This window comes from Vibrio minamisatsumaniensis (genome assembly GCF_050337445.1).
GTDB lineage: Bacteria > Pseudomonadota > Gammaproteobacteria > Enterobacterales > Vibrionaceae > Vibrio > Vibrio artabrorum.
In genome coordinates, this window is the sequence record NZ_JAKJSY010000056.1 from 1 (window position 1) to 24,394 (window position 24,394).

Annotated in this window: 21 protein-coding genes and 4 tRNA genes; 13 read left to right on the plus strand and 12 right to left on the minus strand. The window is 45.6% G+C overall.

Features of this window, described 5'->3' with window-relative positions; genetic code table 11:
• Positions 1-87: 87 nt before the first annotated feature.
• The 5 genes from L4B77_RS13320 to orn form a co-directional block, all read right to left on the minus strand.
• Positions 88-164 (minus strand) — tRNA-Met (locus L4B77_RS13320).
• Positions 165-243: 79 nt separating this feature from the next.
• Positions 244-319 (minus strand) — tRNA-Gly (locus L4B77_RS13325).
• A 75-nt stretch (positions 320-394) separates the two neighbouring features.
• Positions 395-471, minus strand: a tRNA-Met gene (locus L4B77_RS13330).
• Positions 472-549: 78 nt separating this feature from the next.
• Positions 550-625: transfer RNA gene (locus L4B77_RS13335), tRNA-Gly, on the minus strand.
• A 181-nt stretch (positions 626-806) separates the two neighbouring features.
• A complete protein-coding gene (gene orn / locus L4B77_RS13340; RefSeq protein ID WP_429750972.1) occupies positions 807-1,352 on the minus strand; it encodes an oligoribonuclease in 546 nt (181 codons plus the stop codon).
• Between the two features lie 149 nt (positions 1,353-1,501).
• On the opposite strand from orn, the gene rsgA reads away from it, so the two are divergent.
• The 5 genes from rsgA to L4B77_RS13365 all read left to right on the plus strand — a co-directional run bounded on the left by rsgA (position 1,502) and on the right by L4B77_RS13365 (position 8,325).
• The gene (gene rsgA, locus L4B77_RS13345; RefSeq protein WP_261838697.1) at positions 1,502-2,557 is read left to right on the plus strand and encodes a small ribosomal subunit biogenesis GTPase RsgA; all 1,056 of its coding nucleotides are present in this window, start codon (positions 1,502-1,504) and stop codon (positions 2,555-2,557) included.
• A 208-nt stretch (positions 2,558-2,765) separates the two neighbouring features.
• A complete protein-coding gene (gene asd, locus L4B77_RS13350) occupies positions 2,766-3,677 on the plus strand; it encodes an archaetidylserine decarboxylase (protein WP_429750975.1) in 912 nt (303 codons plus the stop codon).
• A gap of 242 nt (positions 3,678-3,919) precedes the next feature.
• Positions 3,920-5,335, plus strand: a complete 1,416-nt coding sequence (locus tag L4B77_RS13355) for an SLC13 family permease (protein WP_429750977.1) — start codon at positions 3,920-3,922, stop codon at positions 5,333-5,335.
• An 88-nt stretch (positions 5,336-5,423) separates the two neighbouring features.
• Entirely contained in the window at positions 5,424-7,304 is a 1,881-nt protein-coding gene (locus L4B77_RS13360) for a methyl-accepting chemotaxis protein (protein ID WP_261838694.1), read from the plus strand.
• Positions 7,305-7,437: 133 nt separating this feature from the next.
• Complete coding sequence (locus tag L4B77_RS13365; RefSeq protein WP_429750979.1) at positions 7,438-8,325, plus strand: DMT family transporter; 888 nt, start codon at positions 7,438-7,440, stop codon at positions 8,323-8,325.
• Between the two features lie 33 nt (positions 8,326-8,358).
• On the opposite strand, the gene epmA is transcribed toward L4B77_RS13365, so the two are convergent.
• Positions 8,359-9,330 (minus strand): elongation factor P--(R)-beta-lysine ligase, encoded by a 972-nt coding sequence (epmA, locus tag L4B77_RS13370; protein WP_429750981.1) that lies wholly within the window; start codon positions 9,328-9,330, stop codon positions 8,359-8,361.
• 601 nt (positions 9,331-9,931) lie between these two features.
• Here epmA and frdA point away from each other — a divergent pair.
• From frdA to frdD, 4 genes are read left to right on the plus strand one after another with little or no spacing between them, the layout of a single operon-like run.
• Positions 9,932-11,764: a fumarate reductase (quinol) flavoprotein subunit gene (gene frdA / locus L4B77_RS13375; RefSeq protein WP_261838691.1), complete on the plus strand. Its 1,833-nt coding sequence runs from the start codon at positions 9,932-9,934 to the stop codon at positions 11,762-11,764.
• Positions 11,764-12,528: a succinate dehydrogenase/fumarate reductase iron-sulfur subunit gene (locus tag L4B77_RS13380; RefSeq protein WP_261838690.1), complete on the plus strand. Its 765-nt coding sequence runs from the start codon at positions 11,764-11,766 to the stop codon at positions 12,526-12,528. Before frdA ends, L4B77_RS13380 begins: the two co-directional genes overlap by 1 nt.
• Position 12,529: 1 nt before the next feature.
• Positions 12,530-12,913 carry a fumarate reductase subunit FrdC gene (frdC, locus tag L4B77_RS13385; RefSeq protein ID WP_261838689.1) on the plus strand — a complete coding sequence of 128 codons (384 nt, stop codon included), beginning with the start codon at positions 12,530-12,532 and terminating at the stop codon, positions 12,911-12,913.
• A gap of 12 nt (positions 12,914-12,925) precedes the next feature.
• Positions 12,926-13,312, plus strand: coding sequence for a fumarate reductase subunit FrdD (gene frdD / locus L4B77_RS13390; protein ID WP_261838688.1), 387 nt, complete (start codon positions 12,926-12,928; stop codon positions 13,310-13,312).
• A gap of 204 nt (positions 13,313-13,516) precedes the next feature.
• Here frdD and efp read toward each other — a convergent pair whose 3' ends face one another.
• Positions 13,517-14,083 (minus strand): elongation factor P, encoded by a 567-nt coding sequence (gene efp, locus L4B77_RS13395; protein WP_372041544.1) that lies wholly within the window; start codon positions 14,081-14,083, stop codon positions 13,517-13,519.
• Positions 14,084-14,116: 33 nt separating this feature from the next.
• Here efp and epmB point away from each other — a divergent pair, with 33 nt between their 5' ends.
• Positions 14,117-15,139 carry an EF-P beta-lysylation protein EpmB gene (epmB, locus tag L4B77_RS13400; RefSeq protein ID WP_429750984.1) on the plus strand — a complete coding sequence of 341 codons (1,023 nt, stop codon included), beginning with the start codon at positions 14,117-14,119 and terminating at the stop codon, positions 15,137-15,139.
• 143 nt (positions 15,140-15,282) lie between these two features.
• A complete protein-coding gene (locus L4B77_RS13405) occupies positions 15,283-15,771 on the plus strand; it encodes an MgtC/SapB family protein (protein ID WP_261838685.1) in 489 nt (162 codons plus the stop codon).
• An 83-nt stretch (positions 15,772-15,854) separates the two neighbouring features.
• Here the strand turns inward: L4B77_RS13405 and L4B77_RS13410 are convergent, their stop codons facing one another.
• The 4 genes from L4B77_RS13410 to L4B77_RS13425 form a co-directional block, all read right to left on the minus strand.
• Complete coding sequence (locus L4B77_RS13410) at positions 15,855-16,412, minus strand: VC2662 family protein (protein WP_261838684.1); 558 nt, start codon at positions 16,410-16,412, stop codon at positions 15,855-15,857.
• Between the two features lie 425 nt (positions 16,413-16,837).
• Positions 16,838-18,484: a chaperonin GroEL gene (gene groL / locus L4B77_RS13415; RefSeq protein ID WP_261838683.1), complete on the minus strand. Its 1,647-nt coding sequence runs from the start codon at positions 18,482-18,484 to the stop codon at positions 16,838-16,840.
• Between the two features lie 150 nt (positions 18,485-18,634).
• A complete protein-coding gene (locus tag L4B77_RS13420) occupies positions 18,635-18,925 on the minus strand; it encodes a co-chaperone GroES (protein ID WP_010433998.1) in 291 nt (96 codons plus the stop codon).
• A gap of 178 nt (positions 18,926-19,103) precedes the next feature.
• The gene (locus L4B77_RS13425; protein WP_429750988.1) at positions 19,104-20,141 is read right to left on the minus strand and encodes an LPS O-antigen chain length determinant protein WzzB; all 1,038 of its coding nucleotides are present in this window, start codon (positions 20,139-20,141) and stop codon (positions 19,104-19,106) included.
• A gap of 204 nt (positions 20,142-20,345) precedes the next feature.
• On the opposite strand from L4B77_RS13425, the gene L4B77_RS13430 reads away from it, so the two are divergent.
• Together L4B77_RS13430 and L4B77_RS13435 are read left to right on the plus strand one after the other, a co-directional pair.
• Positions 20,346-21,689: an MATE family efflux transporter gene (locus L4B77_RS13430; protein WP_429750990.1), complete on the plus strand. Its 1,344-nt coding sequence runs from the start codon at positions 20,346-20,348 to the stop codon at positions 21,687-21,689.
• Between the two features lie 43 nt (positions 21,690-21,732).
• Positions 21,733-22,215, plus strand: a complete 483-nt coding sequence (locus L4B77_RS13435; RefSeq protein ID WP_429750992.1) for a methylated-DNA--[protein]-cysteine S-methyltransferase — start codon at positions 21,733-21,735, stop codon at positions 22,213-22,215.
• A 221-nt stretch (positions 22,216-22,436) separates the two neighbouring features.
• On the opposite strand, the gene gpmM is transcribed toward L4B77_RS13435, so the two are convergent.
• Positions 22,437-23,969, minus strand: a complete 1,533-nt coding sequence (gene gpmM, locus L4B77_RS13440) for a 2,3-bisphosphoglycerate-independent phosphoglycerate mutase (RefSeq protein ID WP_429750994.1) — start codon at positions 23,967-23,969, stop codon at positions 22,437-22,439.
• Positions 23,970-24,394: the final 425 nt, after the last annotated feature.

Consider the following 24,394-nt stretch of genomic DNA (forward strand, 5'->3'; position numbering starts at 1 on the left):
GGTTGCGCTCTACCAACTGAGCTAGTATCGCATAAGTTACTCGCTGCTCTTACCGCCTTGGGCAACAGATAGCGCTTAACTGTAATGTGGTTGCGGGAGCCGGATTTGAACCAACGACCTTCGGGTTATGAGCCCGACGAGCTACCAAACTGCTCCATCCCGCGTCCGGATGCATTGTTTAAGTCAATGACTCTTGCCTCTAAGAGGCGCCCTCTAGGAATTGACTTCCTAAAAGAATCAAACTGGAGCGATACATCGGGTTCGAACCGATGACCTCAACCTTGGCAAGGTTGCGCTCTACCAACTGAGCTAGTATCGCATAAGTTACTCGCTGCTCTTACYGCCTTGGGCAGCTCTTACCGCCTTGGGCAACAGATAGCGCTTAACTGTAATGTGGTTGCGGGAGCCGGATTTGAACCAACGACCTTCGGGTTATGAGCCCGACGAGCTACCAAACTGCTCCATCCCGCGTCCGGATGCATTGTTTAAGTCAATGACTCTTGCCTCTAAGAGGCTCCTCTAGGAATTGACTTCCTAAAAGAATCAAACTGGAGCGATACATCGGGTTCGAACCGATGACCTCAACCTTGGCAAGGTTGCGCTCTACCAACTGAGCTAGTATCGCAATCTGAAAACGTCTTTCACCGTTCAGGGCTGCGAATTATAAGAGCATTTTTTTGTGATGCAAGCCCTTAAATGCAAAATCACGTAACTTTTTACTCAACTGCTGTAAAAGCACACAGATTTACAAAAAATTTAACACTTATGTCCCTGAAAAGTTAGATAAACGTGATTGTTTGATCCGATCAGATGTTAATAATCGTTTTTCGGTAGTACTGTAACTCAGCGATCGACTCACGTATATCATCTAATGCAAGGTGGCTTCCCGACTTTGAAAAACCCTCTAAAATCTCAGGTTTCCAGCGGCGAGTCAGTTCTTTGAGAGTACTTACGTCAATATAACGGTAGTGGAAGTACTCTTCCAACTCTGGCATATGCTTGTATAGGAAACGGCGATCTTGACCAATGCTGTTACCACAAATCGGTGACTTACCTTTAGGTACCCATTGTTCAAGAAACTCAATCGTTTGTTGGATGGCATCTTGTTCTGAAACCGTGCTTTCTTGAATTCGCTTCACTAGACCGCTGCCAGCGTGCGTCGTGGTGCACCAATCGTCCATCTTGTCCAATTCACTCTGGGGTTGGTGAATAGCCAAAACAGGTCCTTCAGCCAGGATGTTGAGCTCACTATCCGTAACGATAGTCGCAATTTCAATGATTTTATGAGTTTCAGGATCAAGTCCTGTCATCTCTAGATCAACCCAAATAAGGTTCTGATCGCTAAAGGACATAAGGCGTCGCCTATTTGTTTATGTGTAAAAGAGGTACTATACCCAAATAACTATACTCAAACTAGCTTTAGGGCCACGAAATCATGTGGCATCAGCGACACCTTGTTTGAGTCCCCAATCATCAAGTTAGATGTGTTAAGTGAAATATTGTGGCTAAAAAAAAGAAGTTAACTAAAGGTCAAGTACGTCGCGTACGTAGCAACCAGAACAAGCGACTCAAGAAAGAAGATTCTATCCAATGGGATGAGAACATGCTTGGTGGCACCAAAAGCGGGCTCGTGATTACGCGCTTTGGTCAACATGCTGATATCGAAGATCTTGAAACTAACGAAGTTCATCGTTGTAACTTGCGCCGTAGTATCGAGACTTTAGTTTCTGGTGACCGAGTGACTTGGCGTGCAGGCTTAGAGTCGATGGCTGGAATTTCAGGCGTGGTAGAAGCAGTTGAACCAAGAACTTCAATGCTGACTCGCCCCGATTATTACGACGGCCTTAAACCGGTTGCAGCCAATGTCGACCAAATGGTTATTGTATCGGCGGTGCTACCAGAGCTATCACTTAATATTATCGACCGCTATTTGATCGCTTCTGAAACGGTCAACATTGCGCCTCTTGTGGTACTGAACAAGGTCGATCTACTGACTGATGAGCAGATTGCTCAATACCGAGAAACGCTGAAAGTGTATGAGAAAATCGGCTACAAAGTGATGTTCGTAAGTAAAGAATCGGGGTATGGCATCAAAGAGCTCGAAGCTGAACTCAAAGATCGCATCAACATTTTTGTAGGTCAATCTGGGGTGGGTAAATCAAGCCTAGTAAATGCGCTGATGCCAACACTGGATATTGAAGAAGGTGCGGTTTCTGAAAACTCTGGACTGGGCCAACATACCACCACGGCGGCGCGTTTATACCACTTCCCTTCAGGAGGCGACCTCATCGACTCTCCCGGAGTGCGTGAATTCGGCCTATGGCACTTAGAAGCGGATGAAATCACGGATGCTTTCATTGAGTTCAAGCCCTACCTAGGTGGTTGTAAGTTCCGCGACTGCAAGCACAATGACGACCCCGGCTGTATATTGCGTCAAGCCGTAGAAGAGGGAAAAGTTAGTCGCTTACGTTTTGCTAGCTACCATCGAATTATTGAAACAATGGCTGACAACAAAGATAACCGTCAGTACTCACGCAGTAAGAAAGCGGATCTCTAATCACATTATTGTGAATAAACGTGTGCATTTACTAACGATTCCTGTGATTACTGACAATTGCCGCGATTTTAAGTAACATCTCGCGCCCTAAACCGTCATTAACTCGTTTTCATTGAAAGCACTTTGTATCGAAAGTAATTAACATCGAAAGCAATTAACATCGAAAGTAATTGGCATCAAAAACAAACAGTATCGGAAAATTAATACAATGGATAAGATTAAAGTTGGATTGCAGTATTGGATCCCACAACATGGCCTGACACGTTTAGTCGGTAAGCTCGCGTCTGCTAAAGCAGGGGGTTTAACGACAGCGATCATCAACTGGTTCATCAAACAATATAAAGTGAACATGGATGAGGCTCTGCATAGCGATCCAAAACACTTTAAAACATTCAATGAATTCTTCGTTCGTGAATTAAAAGATGGCATGCGCCCTATCGCTGAAGGTGACTCTGTCATCGTTCACCCTGCCGATGCTCGCGTTAGCCAATTTGGTCCCATTACTGACGGCCAACTGATTCAAGCGAAAGGCCACAACTACTCAGCGCGTGAACTACTGGGGGGTGATGCTAGCCTTGCTGAAGAGTTTAAAGACGGTGAATTCGCAACGCTTTACTTATCGCCAAGTGATTACCACCGCGTACACATGCCATGCGATGGAACACTGCGCCAAATGATCTACGTTCCGGGCGACCTTTTCTCGGTGAACCCACTAACGGCAGAGAATGTTCCAAACTTGTTTGCACGTAACGAACGTGTGGTTTGTATCTTCGATACGGAGTTTGGCCCAATGGCACAAGTGCTGGTTGGCGCAACGATTGTTGGTAGCATCGAGCAAGTGTGGGCAGGCACGATTACGCCTCCTCGTGGTAACTCTGTTTATAAATGGGATTACCCTGCACAAGGTGATACCGCCATAAACTTAGAGAAAGGCGAAGAGATGGGTCGCTTTAAGCTTGGTTCAACCGTTATCAACCTGTTTGCTAAAGGTGCGATCAAGTTTGATGACACTATGATTAATGGTGAGAAAACCGTTCTTGGCACCCCGTACGCACATGTTGCAGCAACAACAGCTCAAACGAGTCAAGAAGCGACGCTAGAGAACACTGACGAAACTTAATCGTCGGAGGTGACTCATAGAAATGTTAAAGGCGCATGATTGCGAATCAATCATGCGCCTTTGTCATTACTGCCAATACTGGTCATAACAAGAACAGAATTCCCCAGAAGAAAGATTGACCAAAAACAAAACAGTCGTTGAAACCTTAAACAACTTTTCGATTTTACAACCCGCCTCCAAGTACAGAAAAACCAGATAACTTACTCTATTTGAAGATATTTTATTCATAGGGTCTTTGTATCATGCCTAAGCTTAACATTGGTGTTTTGATCAAGCTGTTGATTTGTTTTGCGATTCCCTTGGGCGTGTTATTCATGCCTATCGATTCGATCCCCATAGATGACCTCACCTTGATTCAACACCGCTTGCTGGCGATATTCCTGTTGGCAGCGCTACTGTGGGTACTTGAACCTGTTCCGGTGTTTGCCACTTCCATTTTGATCATCGCACTCGAATTAGTGATGATCTCCGACAAAGGCTTACACTTATTCAGAAATCCCCCCGCGGGGCATGATCTTGGTGAGTTAATTAAATACACTGACATTTTTGGCGCATTTTCATCACCGATCATCATACTCTTCATGGGTGGCTTTGCCCTTGCGATCTCCGCATCTAAGTACGAGCTAGACAATAACTTAGCCCGGGTACTGCTCAAGCCATTTGGCACAGAGCCTCGCTTCATCATGTTGGGGTTAATGTTGATCACTGCCGTATTTTCAATGTTCATGTCGAATACCGCAACCACCGTCATGATGCTCGCACTACTAGGCCCAATCGTCGCGTCAGCACCCAAAGGAGATATGGGGATTAAAGCATTGGTATTGTGCATTCCAATTGCAGCGAATACCGGTGGTATCGCTACGCCAATTGGCACGCCGCCCAATGCAATTGCACTCCAGTATCTCACAGGTGAAAACAGCATCGACTTCCTTAGCTGGATGATGATGGGCTTACCTTTTGTAATTATCCAGCTCACTATTGCTTGGTTCCTTCTGCAAAAACTCTTTCCTTCCAAACAGAAAAACATGGTACTCAAACTCGATGGCCAGTTTAAAAAAAGCTGGCGTGCGATTGTCGTTTACGTCACCTTTGCTGCCACTATCTTGTTGTGGATGACCACTAAACTGCACGGTATGAACACCTATGTGGTCTCTATCATTCCTCTGGCGGTGTTCACACTGACTGGCATCATGGGCAAAGAAGAACTCAAGTTAATTAACTGGGATGTGTTGTGGTTAGTCGCCGGGGGGATCGCGATTGGTATTGGCTTAGATAAAACCGGGCTCGCCGCGGCATTGGCTCACGCGATTGATTATGAGTCACTATCACCTACCGCTGTGGTGCTGACCCTATCAATTGTATGTTGGTTAATGGCGAACTTCATGTCGAACACCGCCACAGCCAACTTATTGATGCCTATTGCTGCTGCTATTGGTGCCTCGATGGAAAGCTTGGTCGCCATTGGTGGTTTACAAGGCTTGCTCGTGGTTGTTGCCTTCTCCGCATCACTTGGGATGATTCTTCCAGTCTCCACACCACCCAACTCGCTGGCTTACTCAACCGGGCTTATCGAAAGTAAAGACATGGCGAAAATGGGGATAATCTTAGGCACTATTGGATTGGTCATGGTATATATTGCGCTATTTATCATCACTTAATCTACGTTAAGTGATTTTGCTATAACTCCCTTAATTGGGTCTTAAACACTATCGTTCTTCAACAACACCTACAAGGGAGAAATAGACCTTGAGACATACCATTAAGTTTAAAATTCAGGTCGCTATTGCGGTAATTATCGCGGTAGTGAGTGGCGCTCAAGCTTGGATATCGGTTAACCAACTCAACAAAGAGACGGAAACGGCGATCAACCAAGAAATGAAAAACATGAGTATGAGTACCACCAATTATATTGCCGATTGGCTCTCAATCCGCAGCGATATGATGGTAGCCAATGAATCGACCGTATCAAGCAATAGCAACTCTGACCGCGAGTTATTACTCACTAAACAAGCCGGGCAATTCCTGTCGGTTTACGCCGGATTCAGTGACGGCACTATCGCTTATGGCGATAAAAGTGAAGATTGGCCAGCAGACTATGATCCACGCACTCGCCCATGGTATAAAGATGCAAGCGCAGCCTCCGGTCTCATCATTACCGAACCTTATCAAGACTTTGACGGCAGCATTGTCATTAGTTTTGCTAAAGCATTCAATGGTGAAAAGCAAGGCGTCCTCGCAGCAGACTTAACCGTAAACAGCGTCATTGACACCGTACTGAACGTAAAACTCGATAACGATGGTTTTGCGTTCTTAGTGGATGGTAACAACAACATTGTGGCGTACAGTGATGAAGAGTTAAGCCAAAAACCATTGACCAGTCTGAATCCAGAGTTAACAACGAGCAAAGTATCACAATTGATCAACAATCAAACGATCACAACTTTAGCTTGGCCTGGTCAAGGGGACAAACTGGTCTACATTGCTAACGTGCCAAATACCGATTGGTCACTCGGTATTGTTATCGATAAGAAAATGGCCTTTTCCACGGTCTCCGATGCGATTCAATTCATCACTCTCATTTCTTTCATTTTGTACATTGTCATTTCAATCGCGAGCACAATGGTCATCAACCGCCTGCTGCACCCATTGCAAACATTGTCTCAAGCACTAACACAGCTTGCTCAAGGCAGAGGCGATCTCACCCAACGTATTGATATCAAGCGTATGGATGAAATTGGCAAACTGGCTGAGCTAGTCAATCAGTTCTTAAGCCAAATGCAGAGCATGCTCAAAGGGGTCATCGATCATAGCCATGATTTAAATAATCATGCAGAAAAAGCCAATCAATTGGCGACTCAATCTTCGATTAGCGTTGAGAATCAACAAAATGATATCAACCAAATTGCAACTGCAATTCATGAAATGTCAGCCACAGCCGCTGAGGTCGCAAGTCATGCCGAATTAACCGCATCGGCTTCTCAGGCGTCGGCTACCGCTTGCAGTGAAGGACAAGAGGTTATTCAACAAAACCGTGATGCGATTACAGGCCTTGCCAAGCAAGTTGAAGACGCGGCCAATGTTATCCGTGAATTAGAGAGCAATGCTCAAAGCATTAATCAGATTTTATCAACGATTCAAGGTATCGCCGAGCAAACCAACCTGTTGGCATTGAATGCAGCGATTGAAGCCGCTCGAGCGGGTGAGCAAGGTCGAGGCTTTGCTGTTGTAGCCGATGAAGTACGCGTGCTCAGCCAAAGAACTCACGGTTCGACGGAAGAAATCCGCGTAATGATTGATACGCTACAAAAGAACACAGGACACGCCGTTGACAGCATGACCACCAGCACTCAGTTGGCAGAGAACAGCGTAGGCTTCGCAGAGCAAGCTCATGACAGCCTGACTAAGATCACCCAAGCGATCACTGAAATCAATGATATGGCACTGCAGATAGCAAGTGCTGCGGAAGAGCAACGCGCGGTAAGCGAAGACATCAGTCGCAATACTCAAGGAATCAAAGATGCTTCAGACGATTTGGCACAACAAGCAGAAAGCAGCCGAAACAGCTCAAATGAAATGAGTGGCGCAGCTGAATCAATGCGCCAAGATGTGGAACGCTTTAAAGTGTAAGGCAAACGCAATCACATCAAGTTAAGCCGAACGGTAAACATTGTTGGTTGTTTTGTTAATAATCGCTTTGTTCTCAGTTCGGTTTAATGCATATTGATGAGCTAATTTATCCCAGACACAAGGATGTTATTACATGGGATTCGAATGGTTGGCTCTCGCAGCGGCCTTTCTTTGGGCCATTGCGAGCCTAATGTCGGTAAAGCCTGCTCAACACTTGGGCTCTTTCGCTTACAGTCGTTGGCGGATGGGTTGTACTGCTGTCATCTTATCAAGCATGGCTTGGTTTACCGGCGGTTGGTCAAGTGTCGAAGCTGGCCTCATCACACCGATGATGCTATCAGGCCTGATTGGTATCTTTATTGGTGATACCGCCCTATTTGCCTGTTTGAACCGAATGGGCCCGCGACAAGCCGGTTTGCTGTTCTCTTGTCACGCCGTGTTCTCGGCGATTCTTGGTTACTTCCTATTTAGCGAAAGCATGACTTCGGTGGAGCTGATTGGCTCGGCGTTGGTGTTTAGTGGCGTTTTAACGGCGATATTCTTTGGTCGTCGTGGACAAGCGAACAACCAACTCGAAACCATTAAAGGCACAGTATGGATTGGCGTTGCCCTCGGAATAACAGCCGCGATATGCCAAGCATTGGGTGGCATTATTGCCAAACCGGTGATGCAAACCAGCATTGACCCCGTCGCGGCTTCAGCCATTCGAATGATCGCCGCCTTTGTTGCTCACTCCGCATTTCGTTTAACCGGAGCTAAGCTCTCACGCGCGCTCAATCCGATGAATGGTCAAATATTCGCGATTACCGCGGTTAATGGATTTCTAGCGATGGCGGTAGGAATGACGCTGATCTTGTATGCACTGCAAGAAGGCAATGTCGGTATGGTCGCTCTGTTATCTTCAACCACACCGATCATGTTGTTACCAATACTTTGGTTGTACACCAAGCAGAGACCAAATGCCTACGCTTGGATAGGTGCCATTGTTGCCGTTATTGGCACTGGTATTCTGGTCAGTTAGCCAAACAGTAAGTAGGACTAACTGAATAGAGAGCTAAGAGCGTGGGAACGGGAAAGCCGTTACGTCATCGATGTGGTCATAACCTAATGCCAGCATGATCAGACGATCAATACCTAAAGCAACACCCGCACAGTCTGGCAAGCCCGCTTTTAATGCCTCAATCAAGTGATGGTCAATCGGTTGAGGCGATAAGCCCATCTCAATACGTTTGGCATTGTCATCTTCAAAACGCTGTAATTGCTCTTGTGGTTTATCTAGCTCATGGAAGCCGTTTGCCAGTTCGATGCCTTTAAAGTACACCTCAAAGCGGTCAGCCACTCGCGAATCATTCGGGTTAATCTTGGCTAGTGCCGCTTGTGAAGCCGGAAAATCATAAACAAACGCAGGCACTTGTTGCCCTATCTTAGCTTCCACCCCAATACTAAACAGCAGTTGTAGCAAGGTGTCGCGGTCTTGTTCTGGGTCAGCAATGTCGCTGAGCCCAAGTTTTGCTGCGGCTTGCTTTAGCGTAGCCATCGAATCTTCCAGTGGACATACACCCAACACATCAATAAAGGCTTGTTGATATGTCATTCGTTGTGCTTTGCCTGATTTAAGTACCTGCTGCAGCAACAGGTCCATTTCATCCATCAGGTCATGATGATCAAAGCCGACACGATACCACTCCAACATAGTGAACTCAGGGTTGTGATAACGGCCATTCTCTTCATTGCGAAAAGACTTACAAATTTGGTAAATACAGCCACTGCCCGCCGCTAATAGACGTTTCATGTGAAATTCAGGACTTGTCATAAAGAACAGCGGTTGACCTTGCGCATAGCCTGGCCCGACAAATTCCGTTTTAAAGGTATGTAGATGCACATCCGTCACCGTCGCGTGACTCATTGCTGGCGTATCCACTTCCATCACGTCGCGTTTTGCGAAAAAAAGACGGATTTGACCAAGGATATCAGCACGTTGCTTTAACTGATTAATGGTTGCGGCAGGTTGCCATGTGGCGTGCATTATTAAGTTCCATATCACTGAATTCTAGGTAAAGAAAATTACCACTTTTCGCCTCTTTTGTAAGCATCTATCTTTATCTTATCAAACAGCACGTTGCTTTCATTAAGCAACAAAATAACGTGCTACAATGCATTTAATCTCTAGCTACATTGATAACAAAAATCATACTCAACAAGCCGTAAACACGCCTCTTTTAGGGAGAGTCGTTATCAACCACTCATTGCCGTGATTGCAGTCACATAACCTATAATTTCTATGACCTCACATGCATTACCCACCTAAAAACCCAAATACATCAACTTTTCAAATACCCTCCTCTCGTACACTGAACTTACCACTTAAGGCTTAGGGGGGATAAACAGTTGATGCTGTTTAAGTACTCTAATACCCATCACAATAAGTAAGTGTTCATAAATAGCGTAGGAAAAACGCTTGAGAACAAGGCGGAAATTTTCGATAAGTAGTGATTCTACAATCAAAATTTCTAACGATGTTATCGAGTGTTTTAACCAGCTAGGATGACCCGTTATTTACGACGATTGGTATCAATAAGCTTTTTAAATATCAAGCGGAATACTCCGCATCACACTGGAGAATAACTGTGAAGACAATTACCACAGATATCGCAGTCATCGGCGCAGGCGGCGCTGGTCTTCGTACAGCTATCGCTGCGGCTGAAGCTAATCCTGAATTGGAAGTAGCCCTGATTTCTAAAGTTTACCCAATGCGTTCACATACGGTAGCGGCAGAGGGCGGTTCAGCAGCAGTAATTAAAGACGAAGATAGTTTAGATAACCACTTCAACGATACGGTTGGCGGTGGCGACTGGCTATGTGAACAGGATGTTGTTGAATACTTTGTTGAAAACTCGACTCGCGAAATGATCCAAATGGAACAATGGGGTTGCCCATGGAGTCGTAAAGAAAACGGTGAAGTAAACGTACGTCGATTCGGCGGTATGAAAGTAGAAAGAACGTGGTTCGCAGCGGATAAAACTGGCTTCCACATGCTTCATACTCTGTTCCAGACTTCGATAAAGTACGACCAAATCAAACGATTTGATGAGTACTTTGTGGTGGATTTGATCGTTGAAGATGGTGAAGTACAAGGCCTTATCGCGATTCATATGTCTGAAGGTGAGCTTGTTACCATCAAAGCGAAATCTGTTGTATTAGCAACCGGTGGCGCAGGTCGTGTTTACCACTGTAATACCAACGGCGGCATCGTCACTGGCGACGGTATGGCAATGGCTTATCGCCACGGTGTGCCACTGCGTGACATGGAATTCGTTCAATACCACCCAACCGGTCTACCGGGCACTGGTATCTTGATGACAGAAGGTTGTCGTGGTGAAGGCGGTATCATCGTCAATAAAAACGGCTACCGTTACCTACAAGATTACGGCATGGGTCCTGAAACACCAGTGGGCGAGCCGAAAAACAAATACATGGAACTGGGTCCACGTGACAAAGTTTCTCAAGCATTCTGGCACGAGCAGCAGAAAGGCAACACCATCAAGCACCCGCTTGGTGATGTCGTACACCTTGACCTTCGCCACCTTGGTGAAGAGTACCTGCAAGAGCGTCTACCGTTCATCTGTGAGCTGGCAAAAGCGTACGTCAACGTAGACCCAGCAAAAGAGCCCATTCCTATTCGTCCAACCGTTCACTACACCATGGGTGGTATTGAAACTAACGGCACTTGTGAGACTCGAATTAAAGGCCTATTCGCCGTTGGTGAATGTGCGTCTGTTGGTCTACACGGTGCAAACCGCCTAGGGTCGAACTCTCTGGCTGAGTTTGTGGTATTTGGTCGCGTGGCCGGCGAACATGCTGTGAAACGTGCCGCTGAATTCAAAGGCTGGAATGAAGAATCTATCGCTAAGCAAGTGAAAGCGGTTGAAGATCGCATCGCAGGTCTACTAAACCAAGAAGGCGATGAGAACTGGGCTGATATCCGCACTGAAATGGGTCACACCATGGAAGCGGGTTGTGGTATCTACCGTCAAGAAGACTTGATGCAAGAAACCATCGACAAAATCACTGAGTTAAAAGCCCGTTACAAGAAGATCAGCATCAAAGACAAAGGTAAAGTGTTCAACACCGACCTACTTTATGCTATCGAAGTCGGCTACGGCCTTGAAGTTGCAGAAGCGATGGTTCACTCAGCGATCCTTCGTAAAGAGTCTCGCGGTGCACACCAACGTCTAGACGACAACTGCACAGAACGTGATGACATAAACTTCCTGAAACACTCTCTATCGTTCTACAACGAAGATGCCGCACCAACCATCGACTACAGCGACGTTAAGATCACGAAATCTCAACCAAAAGCGCGTTTGTACGGTGAAGCCGCAGAGAAAGCCGCTGCCGCTGAAGAAGCTGCAGAAGCAAGCGCTAAGAAAGATGAGAAGAGCGAAGAGGAGCAAGCATAATGTCAGTGAATCGTATCCAAAAAATTGAGATCCTGCGTTATGACCCAGAGCATGATGCAGAACCTCATTTTCAAACCTTTGAAGTTCCGTTTGATGAAACCATGTCGGTACTTGATGCGATCGGTTACATCAAAGATAACCTAGATAAAGACCTGTCTTACCGTTGGTCTTGTCGTATGGCGATTTGTGGTTCTTGCGGCATCATGGTTGATGGCGTGCCAAAATTGGCATGTAAGAGTTTCTTACGAGACTACCCGGATGGCTTCAAAATTGAGCCTCTGGCTAACTTCCCAATCGAAAAAGATTTGATTGTCGACATGACACCGTTCATCGAGCGTCTCGAAGCCATCAAGCCCTACATCATTGGTAACGACCGTAAACCTGAAGATGGCACCAACATTCAGACTCCAGAGCAAATGGCGAAATACAAACAATTCGCTGGCTGCATCAACTGCGGTCTTTGTTACGCGGCCTGTCCTCAGTTTGGTCTAAACCCTGAGTTCATCGGCCCTGCGGCCCTGACTCTGGCTCACCGTTACAACCTAGATAGCCGTGACAACGGTAAAGCTGAACGTATGAAGCTTATCAACGGTGAAAACGGCGCTTGGGGCTGTACGTTCGTTGGTTACTGTTCAGAAGTTTGTCCGAAGAAAGTCGACCCAGCGGCTGCAGTAAACCAAGGCAAAGTTGAGTCTTCAATGGACTTCGTTATCTCGATGTTCAAACCAGACGGCTCTCAAATCAAAAATGCAGAGGAGGCATAAGATGAGCAATCGTAAGCCTTATGTTCGTGAGATGAAGAGAACGTGGTGGAGCAACCACCCGTTCTACCGCTTCTACATGCTACGTGAAGCGACAGTACTGCCTTTGATTCTATTCACTCTGTTCCTAACCTTTGGCTTAGGCGCACTCGTGAAAGGCCCTGAAGCTTGGGCTGGCTGGCTGAGCTTTATGGCTAACCCTATCGTTGTCGCTATTAATATCGTGGCACTGCTCGGCAGCTTAATGCACGCTCAAACCTTCTTCAGTATGATGCCTCAAGTGATGCCAATCCGTCTCAAAGGCAAATTGGTCGATAAGAAGATCATCGTTCTGACCCAGTGGGCCGCGGTGGCTTTTATCTCTCTAATCGTTCTTATTGTGGTGTAAGGAGCTTTCGTTATGAACACAAATTACAAAGTGAAACCTGTTAACCACAGCCCTCAACGCTCAGATGAACCAATCTGGTGGGGCCTATTCGGCGCTGGCGGTACTTGGTTCGCGATGATTACACCAATCACGATTCTCGTGCTGGGTATTCTCGTACCAATGGGCATCATTGATGCTGACGCAATGAGCTACGAACGTGTCTCTGAATTTGCCACTAGCGTTATCGGTGCGCTATTCATTATCGGCACACTCGCTCTACCAATGTGGCATGCAATGCACCGTCTTCACCACGGTATGCATGACCTGAAATTCCATGTCGGTGTTGCTGGTAAAGTGATTTGCTACTTCTTTGCAGGCCTTATCAGCGCCTTGTCTGTTATCTTCATCTTTATGATTTAATAGCCGGTTTGGGATTCGAGCAATCGAGTCTTGAAGAGTGTAAAAGCGATAATACTACAAGCAGAACAGGATAATCTTGTTCTGCTTTTTTGTCCTTTATCCAATCCGCGTTTGATTGACTGATAACTGCTCTATCACCTTTTCCACGATCTCCAGATACAAAAAAGGCCGCCTAAGCGACCTTTTTCAGAAACTTGAAGTAAATTACTTCACACGACCAACGTATTCGCCAGTACGTGTATCCACTTTAACCACTTCACCGATAGCGATGAATAGCGGTACGCGAACGACCGCGCCTGTTGCGAGAGTAGCTGGTTTACCACCAGTACCTTGAGTATCACCCTTCAGGCCAGGATCGGTTTCAGTGACTTCGATCTCAACAAAGTTTGGCGGAGTTACAGTGATAGGGTTATCATTCCACAACGTTAGAGTACAAACGTCATTTTCAACTAACCATTTTGCTGAATCTGCGACGGCTTTTACGTCTGCTGCAATTTGCTCAAATGTTTCGTTGTTCATGAAGTGGTAGAATTCGCCATCGTTGTATAGGTAGCCTAGATCAACGTCAACAACATCGGCAAGCTCAAAGCTTTCGCCTGATTTGAATGTTTTCTCTAACACTTTGCCTGACAGCAGTTTACGAAGTTTTACACGGTTAAACGCTTGGCCTTTACCTGGCTTAACGTATTCATTGTCGATAATTGCGCAAGGCTCGTTATCTAACATGAACTTTAAACCGCCTTTGAATTCATTGGTGCTTACTGACGCCATGATTTTATCTTCCACATCTTTGAGTTAATTTCAATGCCGCATATCATAACCCGAAAAGTCGAATCTGTTGAGCAAAACTGGCTCAAACAACTATCGAATGCGATCTCTGACCCGACAAAACTGCTTGAGGCATTAGAAATCGACCCTACACCATGGCAAGCTGGCTTCGCTGCCCGTGAGTTATTTGCACTTCGGGTACCTCTTAGCTTCGTTGAGCGAATGGAAAAAGGCAATCCACACGACCCTTTATTGCGCCAGATTTTACCACTCAGTGAAGAGTTTGAGATTCATCAGGGCTATTCGACTGATCCATTGGAAGAGCAAGACAATGCCATTCCGGGGCTGCTGCATAAATACAAAAACCGAGCACTGATGATTGTCAAAGGGGGGTGCGCCGTAAACTGTCGCTATTGCTTCCGTCGTCATTTCCCTTACCAAGACAACAAAGGCTCTAAGCCAGTGTGGCAAGCGAGCCTCGACTATGTTGCAGCTCACCCAGAGATCAACGAAGTCATCTTGTCGGGTGGCGATCCACTCATGGCAAAAGACTACGAACTTGAGTGGCTTATCAATGCCATTGAACAGGTTCCGCATGTGCAAACCGTTCGTATCCATAGTCGTTTACCGGTAGTAATCCCCGCTCGAGTAACGGATGAACTGTGCCAGATATTCACCAGAACTCGCCTCAATGTGGTGATGGTAAGCCATATTAATCATGCCAATGAAATCAACCTAGAGCTTAAGCAAGCCTTCTTTAATTTGAAGCAAAGTGGCACTACCCTCCTCAATCAAGGCGTGATGTTAAAAGGGGTCAATGACAACGCTAACGCATTGAAAAAATTGAGTGAGAAACTATTCGATGCCGGTATATTACCTTACTATATGCATGTGCTTGATAAAGTTCAGGGGGCGGCGCACTTCTATATTTCGGATGAAGAAGCAAAGCATCACTTCAGAGGCTTAATCTCTGAAGTTTCTGGCTACCTAGTACCTAAATTGACCCGCGAGATCGGTGGACGTAGCAGCAAAACACCACTCGATCTAAACATTGAATAGCGGGCAGACTTTAACCATCGACGAAAGATAACTGCCACTCCAACCGGTTGTAAAATAGACCTTCACGACAAAAATTTTTTGTTCGATCGTCTGGTCTATTATTAGCATACTCGGCTCTATTCTAAATGCTTCGGCGGGGTAATATGTCACAATTTATAGAACAAACTCTCAACCTTGCCCCTTTTAGTTGGGCAGGCCTTGCAGTATGTATGCTGTGTGGATCGTTGATTGGAATCGAAAGACAAACTCGTGGTAAACCTGTAGGGATCAGGACATCAATCCTGATCATCAGTGGTACCTATTTCTTTCTCACCATGGCGATTAGCCTATCTCCAAATACGCTCGACCAAGCTCGCGTGCTTGGGCAGATTATTACCGGGGTTGGTTTTCTTGGTGCCGGTGTCATGATGACATTAGATGGAAAGATTCATGGTGTCACGTCAGCGGCCATTATTTGGGTATTAGCCGCCTTAGGAATGATGATTGCGTTAGGACATCTATCTCAGTCAGTAATCATCACACTACTGGCCCTCGTGATATTACTTGGGGTCGACAAAATTGAAAACAGCTTCCAAAGCCTACGTCGTGGCGTCCATCAGAAATGGAAAAGAAAAAGTCGCATGAAACCCTGAAGACAATAACGCCTAAACGTGAAAGTTTAGGCGTTAAGGAACATATCATTCATCAATAGTAAAACGACTCGCGCGACAGAAGTCTATTTAGCGAAGTTTACGATTGGGAAGCATGGGAAGAAACCGTTATCAGCACAGTTGATCAGACCAACTTGCACGCCTTCGATTTTGTTGGTTTTATTGAAGAAACCAACTTGAACTGTGGACACTTTTGACAAGTTCGCAGCACCCACATCAACCATAGTATTGCCTTCTGAGTAGTTGACGAAACTCACGTTCGCACCTTTCACATCATGAGTAACGTTCACCGCACCCAAGTTGACACCAGTCGTTTTTCCAGGGTTCCAGTTAAAGATACCCAAAGAAGCCCCGGTCATATTTTGGTTTACTTTATGCGCTCCAAAAATACCAAGGTTGACACCTGTCGTGTTTTGCGTCTCTGACATACCAACGATAGCAAGATCAACACCTTTAACTTCGTTTACTTGACCGTGAAGCAAGGCGACGCGCACACCGCCAACCGAGTCGGCATTCGGCGCATTAAAACCATTGATCGTTGAAAACATCACTGGTGAAGAAGCAAATGCCGCTGGGGCCATTACCGCTGCAGAAACAGCGAGTACTGAAAGTAGTTTTTTCATTGGGAAGTCTCCACTGACTATTGTTAACTTGATTAATCCATTTCACTCAAGTACTTATTATCCATATCAAACAGTTAGTCATGTTAAATTGATGTCATAACCGTTCTATTTAATATAAGCCGCTAAATCAGAAAGAGCAATATAAAGAAAGGGATACGGTGAGAGGTAAGAGTAGCGATCTAGGCCCATGTTTCTATTTGAAGGTTGTAAAGATTCCCTATCACGCTCGTGCCTCGCTGTAGGGAATGACGAAACGCAAAATAACTCCAGCAATAACAACCGTCATTCCAGAACTGAAGAACGAAGTATCTGGAATCTCAGTTTAACAACGAATCCAATTATATCGAGCAAAAAAAACGGAGACCGAAGTCTCCGTTTTCTAAAGCTTATGTATGGCTTTCTCTGTTATGAGAAAGGGGGATGATTTACATCATACCGCCCATACCACCCATACCGCCCATGCCACCCATATCAGGCATTGCAGCAGACGCATCTTGAGGCTTGTCTGTGATCATCGCTTCTGTCGTGATCATAAGACCCGCAACGGATGCAGCGAACTGAAGTGCAGAACGAGTTACCTTAGTTGGATCCAGGATACCCATAGCAATCATGTCGCCGTATTCACCAGTAGCCGCGTTGTAACCGTAGTTACCTTCGCCAGCACGAACATTGTTCGCAACCACTGATTCTTCATCACCTGCGTTCTTAGTGATTTGACGAATCGGTGCTTCCATTGCGCGTAGTGCAACACGGATACCTACGTTTTGCTCTTCGTTGTCGCCTTCAAGGCCTGCTACTTTAGAGGCTGCACGGATAAGGGCAACGCCACCACCAGCAACTACACCTTCCTCAACTGCAGCGCGAGTGGCGTGAAGTGCATCTTCAACGCGGTCTTTCTTCTCTTTCATTTCAACTTCAGTCGCAGCGCCCACTTTGATAACGGCAACACCGCCAGCTAGTTTCGCTACGCGCTCTTGAAGCTTCTCTTTGTCGTAGTCAGACGTTGCATCTTCGATTTGTTGACGGATTTGAGCAACACGACCTTGGATCATTGTCTCTTCACCCGCACCATCGATGATGGTTGAGTTTTCTTTAGTGATAGTAATACGCTTAGCTTGACCTAGGTCTTCTAGCGTTACCTTCTCAAGGTCTAGACCGATCTCTTCAGAGATAACCGTACCGCCCGTTAGGATAGCGATATCTTGCAGCATGGCTTTACGACGGTCACCGAAACCAGGTGCTTTAACAGCAGCTACTTTCACGATGCCACGCATGTTGTTCACAACAAGAGTTGCTAGTGCTTCGCCTTCGACATCTTCAGCGATGATCAGAAGTGGACGAGATGCCTTAGCAACCGCTTCTAGAGTCGGAAGAAGTTCACGGATGTTCGACACTTTCTTGTCGATAAGAAGGATAAACGGGCTTTCTAGATCAACAGAACCCGCTTCTTGGTTGTTGATGAAGTAAGGAGATAGGTAACCGCGGTCGAACTGCATACCTTCTACTACGTCTAGCTCGTCTTGCAGAGCCTGACCTTCTTCAACGGTGATAACGCCATCACGACCTACTTTTTCCATCGCTTCAGCAATGATGTTACCGACTGTCGCATCAGAATTTGCAGAGATAGTACCGACTTGCGCGATAGCTTTGGTGTCTGCACATGGCACAGAAAGGCCTTTTAACTCTTCAACCGCTGCGATAACCGCTTTGTCGATGCCACGCTTAAGATCCATTGGGTTCATGCCAGCTGCTACCGCTTTCAGGCCTTCAGTGATAATGGCTTGAGCAAGAACTGTTGCTGTCGTTGTACCGTCGCCCGCCGCGTCATTCGCTTGCGAAGCCACTTCTTTCACCATTTGCGCGCCCATGTTTTGGAACTTGTCTTCCAGTTCGATTTCACGTGCAACTGAAACACCATCTTTAGTGATCGTCGGTGCGCCAAATGATTTGTCTAGAACAACGTTGCGGCCTTTAGGACCGAGTGTTACTTTTACTGCGTCAGCCAGAACGTTTACACCTTCTAGCATTTTAATACGTGCGTCATTACCAAATTTAACGTCTTTAGCAGCCATCTTTATTTCCTTTAAATTCTTGTTTGTTGTTGGCTTTCATCTTCATCATTATCTGTTTCAGATTCCCTATCTCGCTCTTACCTCGCTGTAGGGAATGACGTTTAGGTTCTATCAAAAATGAAAGCTATCTGACTATGGTCGGAGTGTAGATTACTCAACGATCGCCATGATGTCGTTTTCAGACATGATCAGAACTTCTTTGCCGTCAATTTTTTCAGTTTTCGTGCCGTAACCTTCTGCAAAGATAACGGTATCACCAACTTTTACGTCCAACGGTTGCACTGAACCGTTTTCTAGAATGCGGCCTTTGCCAACAGCTAGAATGATACCGCGAGTCGATTTTTCTGCGGCAGAACCCGTTAAAACGATGCCACCAGCAGATTTAGATTCAACTTCTTGGCGCTCAACGATAACTCGGTCATGTAGAGGACGGATATTCATCGGTCTTATCTCCTGATAATTTAAATTTTGATAGTTGCCACGATCAGTGTGGGTCAAACAATATGTTGGGGCGATGTGAAGGATCCCAAGGGGAGAAAGGGAAAAATTGTGAGGAAACTCAAACAACAAAGGAGATAAAAAGGAAAACGGCCAGTGAGTAACACTGGCCGCTTGAAACTTAATCTTCTTTTCTAAACGCAAAGCGTATCAAGACAATGGCAACACCCAACATGCCACCTAACAATGTGCCAAGAACGACAATCAAAGCGCGTTTAGGTTTATCTCGAGTGATAGGTTGCTCTACATCGCTTAGATAACGAAACATTTTAAATTCAACAGTACGATCAATTTTAATACTGTCGATCACATGTAACTGACCCATTACTAGCTGAAGGCGAGGCTCCAAAATAGTGAGATTTTTAACAGTTTTCAACTCCTTGACTTTTTCTTGCAAAGCTTTTGAACCAAGTTCAATTTCATAAAGACCTCTTGCACTACTAACCAAAAGAGGTGCGTTTATACTTGCAGCTTTAGCTATCTTCAAGGCCGACTGTGTTTGCTCTATTTGAGCGTTCAACTTGTTTTTAGCCTCGCTTTCAATAAGCTTTTCTTGCTGAATTAACTCATTACGCTCGCCGAAAACAAGTGCTTCAAGATGATCAAATAGATCTTCCCGAACTTGAGATTCTGTGAAGGAAATATAAGTCTTTAATAAATTAAAGCTGCTTTTTTTCGTCATTGATTGAAAAGTCAGGACATATCTCTTCTTATCGTCTAGTGACGCAGAGACCTTATCGAGCCACGTCAAATAGAACTTACGGGTGACATCTTCAGTTATTTCAGAAGCATTCGAAAAATAACTATTTTTAATATCTTGAAATTCAGCGCTTTGTTCTAAGAAAGCTTGTTTGTTATTTCTTGAATTAAATAAATCAACAAACTTATTAAATATGACATGGGAATCAGCTAAATTACTTAGCTCTCCACTATCAGCGAAAATCGATTGAAATTGTTTCACCTGCTGCTGATACATTTGTCTATCTTGAAGTTCAGATTGTGTAATTTTAGCACTGGAGGACCACCACTCTTGGGCTGACAGCGCGTAACCAACACTACTCGCTGCGAATAAAGCCGTCAGCAAAATTATGATTATTTTACCGTCCCACAATGCTTTAAAAAGTTCTCGCAGATCAATTTCATCATTTGAGCTATACATAGGCGGATTTTCTGGGGTGTACGGTTATGGTTTGCTCTGCGGCTCCACTTTTAACCTCTCAAAACATCTAAACTAATGACGGCAGAATGCTATCACACCGTATGCTGTTAGTATTGCGTGACTTGTTAACTTTATGAAAGTGATCTTCAGACTACTCACAATTCACGGTATCCTAACCGCATTCTAGTTCAATCGGCGTTTTACATGCAAGATAAGCACGGGCTATTAACGGCCCCCATTGAGAGTACATTGCGTACCATGACCATACCGACCATATTCGGTATGGTGGCTATCTTGATGTTCAACCTTGTCGATACCTTCTTTATCTCATTGCTAGGTACTCAAGCCCTTGCGGCGGTGAGTTTTACCTTCCCCATCACCTTCGCTATCAACTGTATTACTATGGGTATTGGAATTGGACTTTCCACGTGTATTGGTCGCCTATTAGGCCAAGGTTGTGCCCATAATGCGGCGAGATTTACTTGCCATGGATTATTACTCGCGCTACTTCTGGTCTGCTGCGCTTCCGCCGTTGGCATTGTCTCACTCGACCCCTTATTTACTTTATTGGGTGCCGAAGCGGAGTTACTGCCTCTGATCTCTGAGTACATGCTGATCTGGTATGTCACCATTCCCCTATTAGTGATCCCAATGGCAGGCAACAGTGCCATTCGTGCCAGTGGCGATACCAAAACGCCCGCTAAAATTATGATGCTAGCAGGATTAATCAACGGCGTTCTCGACCCTTTGCTTATTTTTGGTTACGGCCCCTTCCCTGAATTAGGGATTCAAGGTGCCGCGATTGCCAGTGGTTTCAGTTGGTTTGGCGCTCTGTGTTGCTCGCTATACATCTTGATTAAACGAGAAAAGCTTCTGGCATTACCGAATGTCAAAAACATCCTTAGCGACTGGCATCAAATACTGACCATCGGCACGCCAGCTGCACTGTCCAACGCCCTCAACCCATTAGCGGGTGCCATTATTATGATGATGTTGGCCAAACAAGGGACCGAAGCCGTAGCTGCTTATGGAGCTGCCCAACGTATTGAGTCTATTCTTATCATTGTATTGATGTCTCTGACCTCTGCCCTTACGCCTTTTATGGCGCAGAACTTTGGTGCAAACAACCCTCAACGCAGCTTTAAGGCGCTGTTTCTCAGTATGCGCTTTGCAGTGCTGTTCCAAGGTTTGATTTTCTTGATGATGGTGCCGCTAAGCATTCCTTTAGCCGCCCTGTTTTCTCAAGAAGAATCCGTACGAGGCATCTTGTGGCATTACCTACTCGTCGTCCCGTTTAGCTATGGATTCCAAGGTATTGTGATGATGCTGATCAGTGGGATGAATGCCATGCATCAACCACTGAAAGCCTTTCAATGGAGCTTCATGCGTTTGTTTGTCTTTACCTTGCCCTTTGCGTGGATAGGCAGCCAAATCGATGGCGTCGAAGGACTATTTATAGGCTTAGCCTTGGGGAACATTGTCGGCGGTGTTTCAGGGTATTGCTTTGCACTTCGCGTGAGGGCTCAAGCTAATGCGGGATATAAGTAATCGATATACGAAGCGCTTGAGAGACAAAAACAAGGGATATGACATGGAAGAAACTACATACAAGCTGCTCTATGACGCACCGATTGGCAAGATGATCATTGTGAGTAATGGTGTGTCGCTTATTGAAATTGACCATGTAAATCACGAAGAACTCATTACTAGCAATCCAGATGAACTTTGCCAACTGGCGACGAAACAGTTAGATGAGTACTTTGCAGGTCAACGAACAGAATTCGATTTGCCATTAAAAGCAACAAAAGGCACGGACTTTCAAAAAGCAGCTTGGCGGACTTTAACGACTATTCCTTATGGCGAAACCATCAGTTACGGTGAGCAAGCAAAGAGAATGGACAACCCAAAAGCCGTAAGAGCAGTGGGTGGTGCGAACGGCAAGAATCCATTTAGCATCGTAGTCCCGTGCCACCGAGTGATTGGTGCAAATGGCACATTAACCGGCTATACCGGCGGCATAAGCCGTAAAGAGTGGTTGTTGGATTTTGAGCGTTCGGTTCTAAAAGCGAGATGAGAGTAAACGGGATGCGAGATACGAAAAGCATATAACTCGAACCCCGAATCTGCCCCTTCTTATCATTACGTCATTCCCTACAGCGAGGTACGAGCGTGATAGGGAATCTCTCTTTATGTTGAACACCGAATATGACAAGTAATACGTGGCATGAGATTCCAGATACAAAAAAACGGCTACACTCACGCGCAGCCGTTCTAGTATTCGATGAAAGTTAAAAACTATTTAACTAAAACATCACCTGACATTTCAGCCGGGATTTCCATACCAGTTAGAGCAAGCATCGTTGGTGCTAGGTCAGACAGTTTACCGCCCTCTTTGAACTCAACGTCTTTGTTGCCCACGTAGATAAGTGGCACTGGTAGGTTAGTGTGCGCTGTGTGGATGCCGCCCGTTTCTGGGTTTACCATCATTTCCGCGTTACCGTGGTCCGCTGTGATTAGCAGTTGGCCGTCAGCTTCTTTGATTGCTTCAACCACTTTACCAAGACATTCGTCTAGCGACTCTACCGCTTTAACCGCTGCATCGTAAACGCCAGTGTGGCCAACCATGTCACAGTTAGGGAAGTTACAAACGATAGCGTCGTATTTGCCGCCTTTGATCGCTGCTACTAGCTTTTCAGTGAGCTCTGGCGCGCTCATTTCTGGCTGTAAGTCATACGTTGCGACTTTTGGAGAAGCAACAAGCTGACGCTCTTCGCCTTCAAACTCGTCTTCTTTACCGCCGTTGAAGAAGAACGTCACGTGCGCGTATTTCTCTGTTTCAGAGATACGTAGCTGAGTTTTACCTTCCTTCGATAGCCATTCGCCGTAGGTGTTCTCTAGAGAAGCCGGTGGGAATGCACATAGCAGTGGGATGTCGGCTGCGTATTGAGTCAGCATCACGAAATCGATCGCTGGGAATACGTTACGTGCAAAGCCATCGAAATCAGGCACGAATGCACGTGTGATTTCGCGAGCACGGTCGGCGCGGTAGTTCATGAAGATAACCGCATCGCCATCAACGATAGCGGCAGACTCTTCGCCTTCTGCTTTAATTTCAGTCGCTTTTACGAACTCATCGTTCTCATCACGAGCGTAAGCAGCTTCTAGGCCAGCAACGGCTGTGTCGAATGTGAACTCTGCTTTTGCTTGAGTCAGAAGGTCGTAAGATTCTTGAACGCGATCCCAGTTGTTATCACGGTCCATTGCATAGTAACGACCGATAAGCGAAGCAACACGACCTTTACCCAGTTTAGCGAACAACTCTTGGAAACGTGCAAGTGTGTTTTCTGCGCTACGTGGCGGTGTATCACGACCGTCTAGGAAAGCGTGTAGGTAGATTTTCTCTGCGCCACGCTCTGCTGCCATTTCAACAGCTGCGTAGATGTGATCTTCATGAGAGTGAACGCCACCTGGAGACATAAGACCCATGATGTGAACCGCTTTCTCAGCTTTCACCGCTTTATCGATAGCGTTCACTAGCGTTTCAGTTTGGCCGAACTCGCCGTCTGAAATTGACTTAGTAATACGAGTAAGATCTTGGTATACCACGCGACCCGCACCGATGTTGGTGTGACCCACTTCAGAGTTACCCATTTGGCCATCAGGTAGGCCTACATCTAAGCCAGAAGCCGAGATTAGCGTGTTAGGTTGGTTAGCAATAAGACCGTCTAATACGGGTGTGTTAGCGTTCGCGATAGCGTTGTCTTGGTTGTCTTGACGGTAACCGTAACCGTCAAGGATCACTAGAGCCATTGGCTTCTTAGCTGACATAGGACTGACCTCGTTCAATTCAAAATAAATCGGTATAAAAACAAATTAGCGTAATTTTACTACAGTTTACAGTCAAAACTGTAGTGGAAGATCAAGAAAGGGCGCAGGTAGAAGGATCGGATGTGAAAAAAAATGTCATTTGATGATGACCGATGCTTTGTTTCCAAATTAAAATTTTTATAAATAATTCCGGTGAGGCTAAGTATTAGGTGACGCTATTCCATCAGGCCAGCTTGCTTAAAGCTTTTTTATGGGATAAGTCCAACAAACTTGAGTGTTGTTGTTTCTTAAACTGACGCATCAGCAAGTAAGGTTCTAACTCTTCACACAACGCTATCTAAAAGAGAATAATTATGATGTTGGAACCCTTTATACCAATGCTAGTTTGAAGCATATAAATTCTGACAGCTAACACCTAGCTCCCG

What these genes read in the sequence shown, in the direction of transcription:
- orn (WP_429750972.1), bottom strand. Translation starts at nt 1,352, where the DNA reads ATGTCCTTTAGCGATCAGAACCTTATTTGGGTTGATCTAGAGATGACA.
- asd (WP_429750975.1), top strand. Translation starts at nt 2,766, where the DNA reads ATGGATAAGATTAAAGTTGGATTGCAGTATTGGATCCCACAACATGGC.
- L4B77_RS13355 (WP_429750977.1), top strand. Translation starts at nt 3,920, where the DNA reads ATGCCTAAGCTTAACATTGGTGTTTTGATCAAGCTGTTGATTTGTTTT.
- L4B77_RS13365 (WP_429750979.1), top strand. Translation starts at nt 7,438, where the DNA reads ATGGGATTCGAATGGTTGGCTCTCGCAGCGGCCTTTCTTTGGGCCATT.
- epmA (WP_429750981.1), bottom strand. Translation starts at nt 9,330, where the DNA reads ATGCACGCCACATGGCAACCTGCCGCAACCATTAATCAGTTAAAGCAA.
- L4B77_RS13380 (WP_261838690.1), top strand. Translation starts at nt 11,764, where the DNA reads ATGTCAGTGAATCGTATCCAAAAAATTGAGATCCTGCGTTATGACCCA.
- frdC (WP_261838689.1), top strand. Translation starts at nt 12,530, where the DNA reads ATGAGCAATCGTAAGCCTTATGTTCGTGAGATGAAGAGAACGTGGTGG.
- frdD (WP_261838688.1), top strand. Translation starts at nt 12,926, where the DNA reads ATGAACACAAATTACAAAGTGAAACCTGTTAACCACAGCCCTCAACGC.
- efp (WP_372041544.1), bottom strand. Translation starts at nt 14,083, where the DNA reads ATGGCGTCAGTAAGCACCAATGAATTCAAAGGCGGTTTAAAGTTCATG.
- epmB (WP_429750984.1), top strand. Translation starts at nt 14,117, where the DNA reads ATGCCGCATATCATAACCCGAAAAGTCGAATCTGTTGAGCAAAACTGG.
- L4B77_RS13405 (WP_261838685.1), top strand. Translation starts at nt 15,283, where the DNA reads ATGTCACAATTTATAGAACAAACTCTCAACCTTGCCCCTTTTAGTTGG.
- L4B77_RS13410 (WP_261838684.1), bottom strand. Translation starts at nt 16,412, where the DNA reads ATGAAAAAACTACTTTCAGTACTCGCTGTTTCTGCAGCGGTAATGGCC.
- groL (WP_261838683.1), bottom strand. Translation starts at nt 18,484, where the DNA reads ATGGCTGCTAAAGACGTTAAATTTGGTAATGACGCACGTATTAAAATG.
- L4B77_RS13420 (WP_010433998.1), bottom strand. Translation starts at nt 18,925, where the DNA reads ATGAATATCCGTCCTCTACATGACCGAGTTATCGTTGAGCGCCAAGAA.
- L4B77_RS13425 (WP_429750988.1), bottom strand. Translation starts at nt 20,141, where the DNA reads ATGTATAGCTCAAATGATGAAATTGATCTGCGAGAACTTTTTAAAGCA.
- L4B77_RS13430 (WP_429750990.1), top strand. Translation starts at nt 20,346, where the DNA reads ATGCAAGATAAGCACGGGCTATTAACGGCCCCCATTGAGAGTACATTG.
- L4B77_RS13435 (WP_429750992.1), top strand. Translation starts at nt 21,733, where the DNA reads ATGGAAGAAACTACATACAAGCTGCTCTATGACGCACCGATTGGCAAG.
- gpmM (WP_429750994.1), bottom strand. Translation starts at nt 23,969, where the DNA reads ATGTCAGCTAAGAAGCCAATGGCTCTAGTGATCCTTGACGGTTACGGT.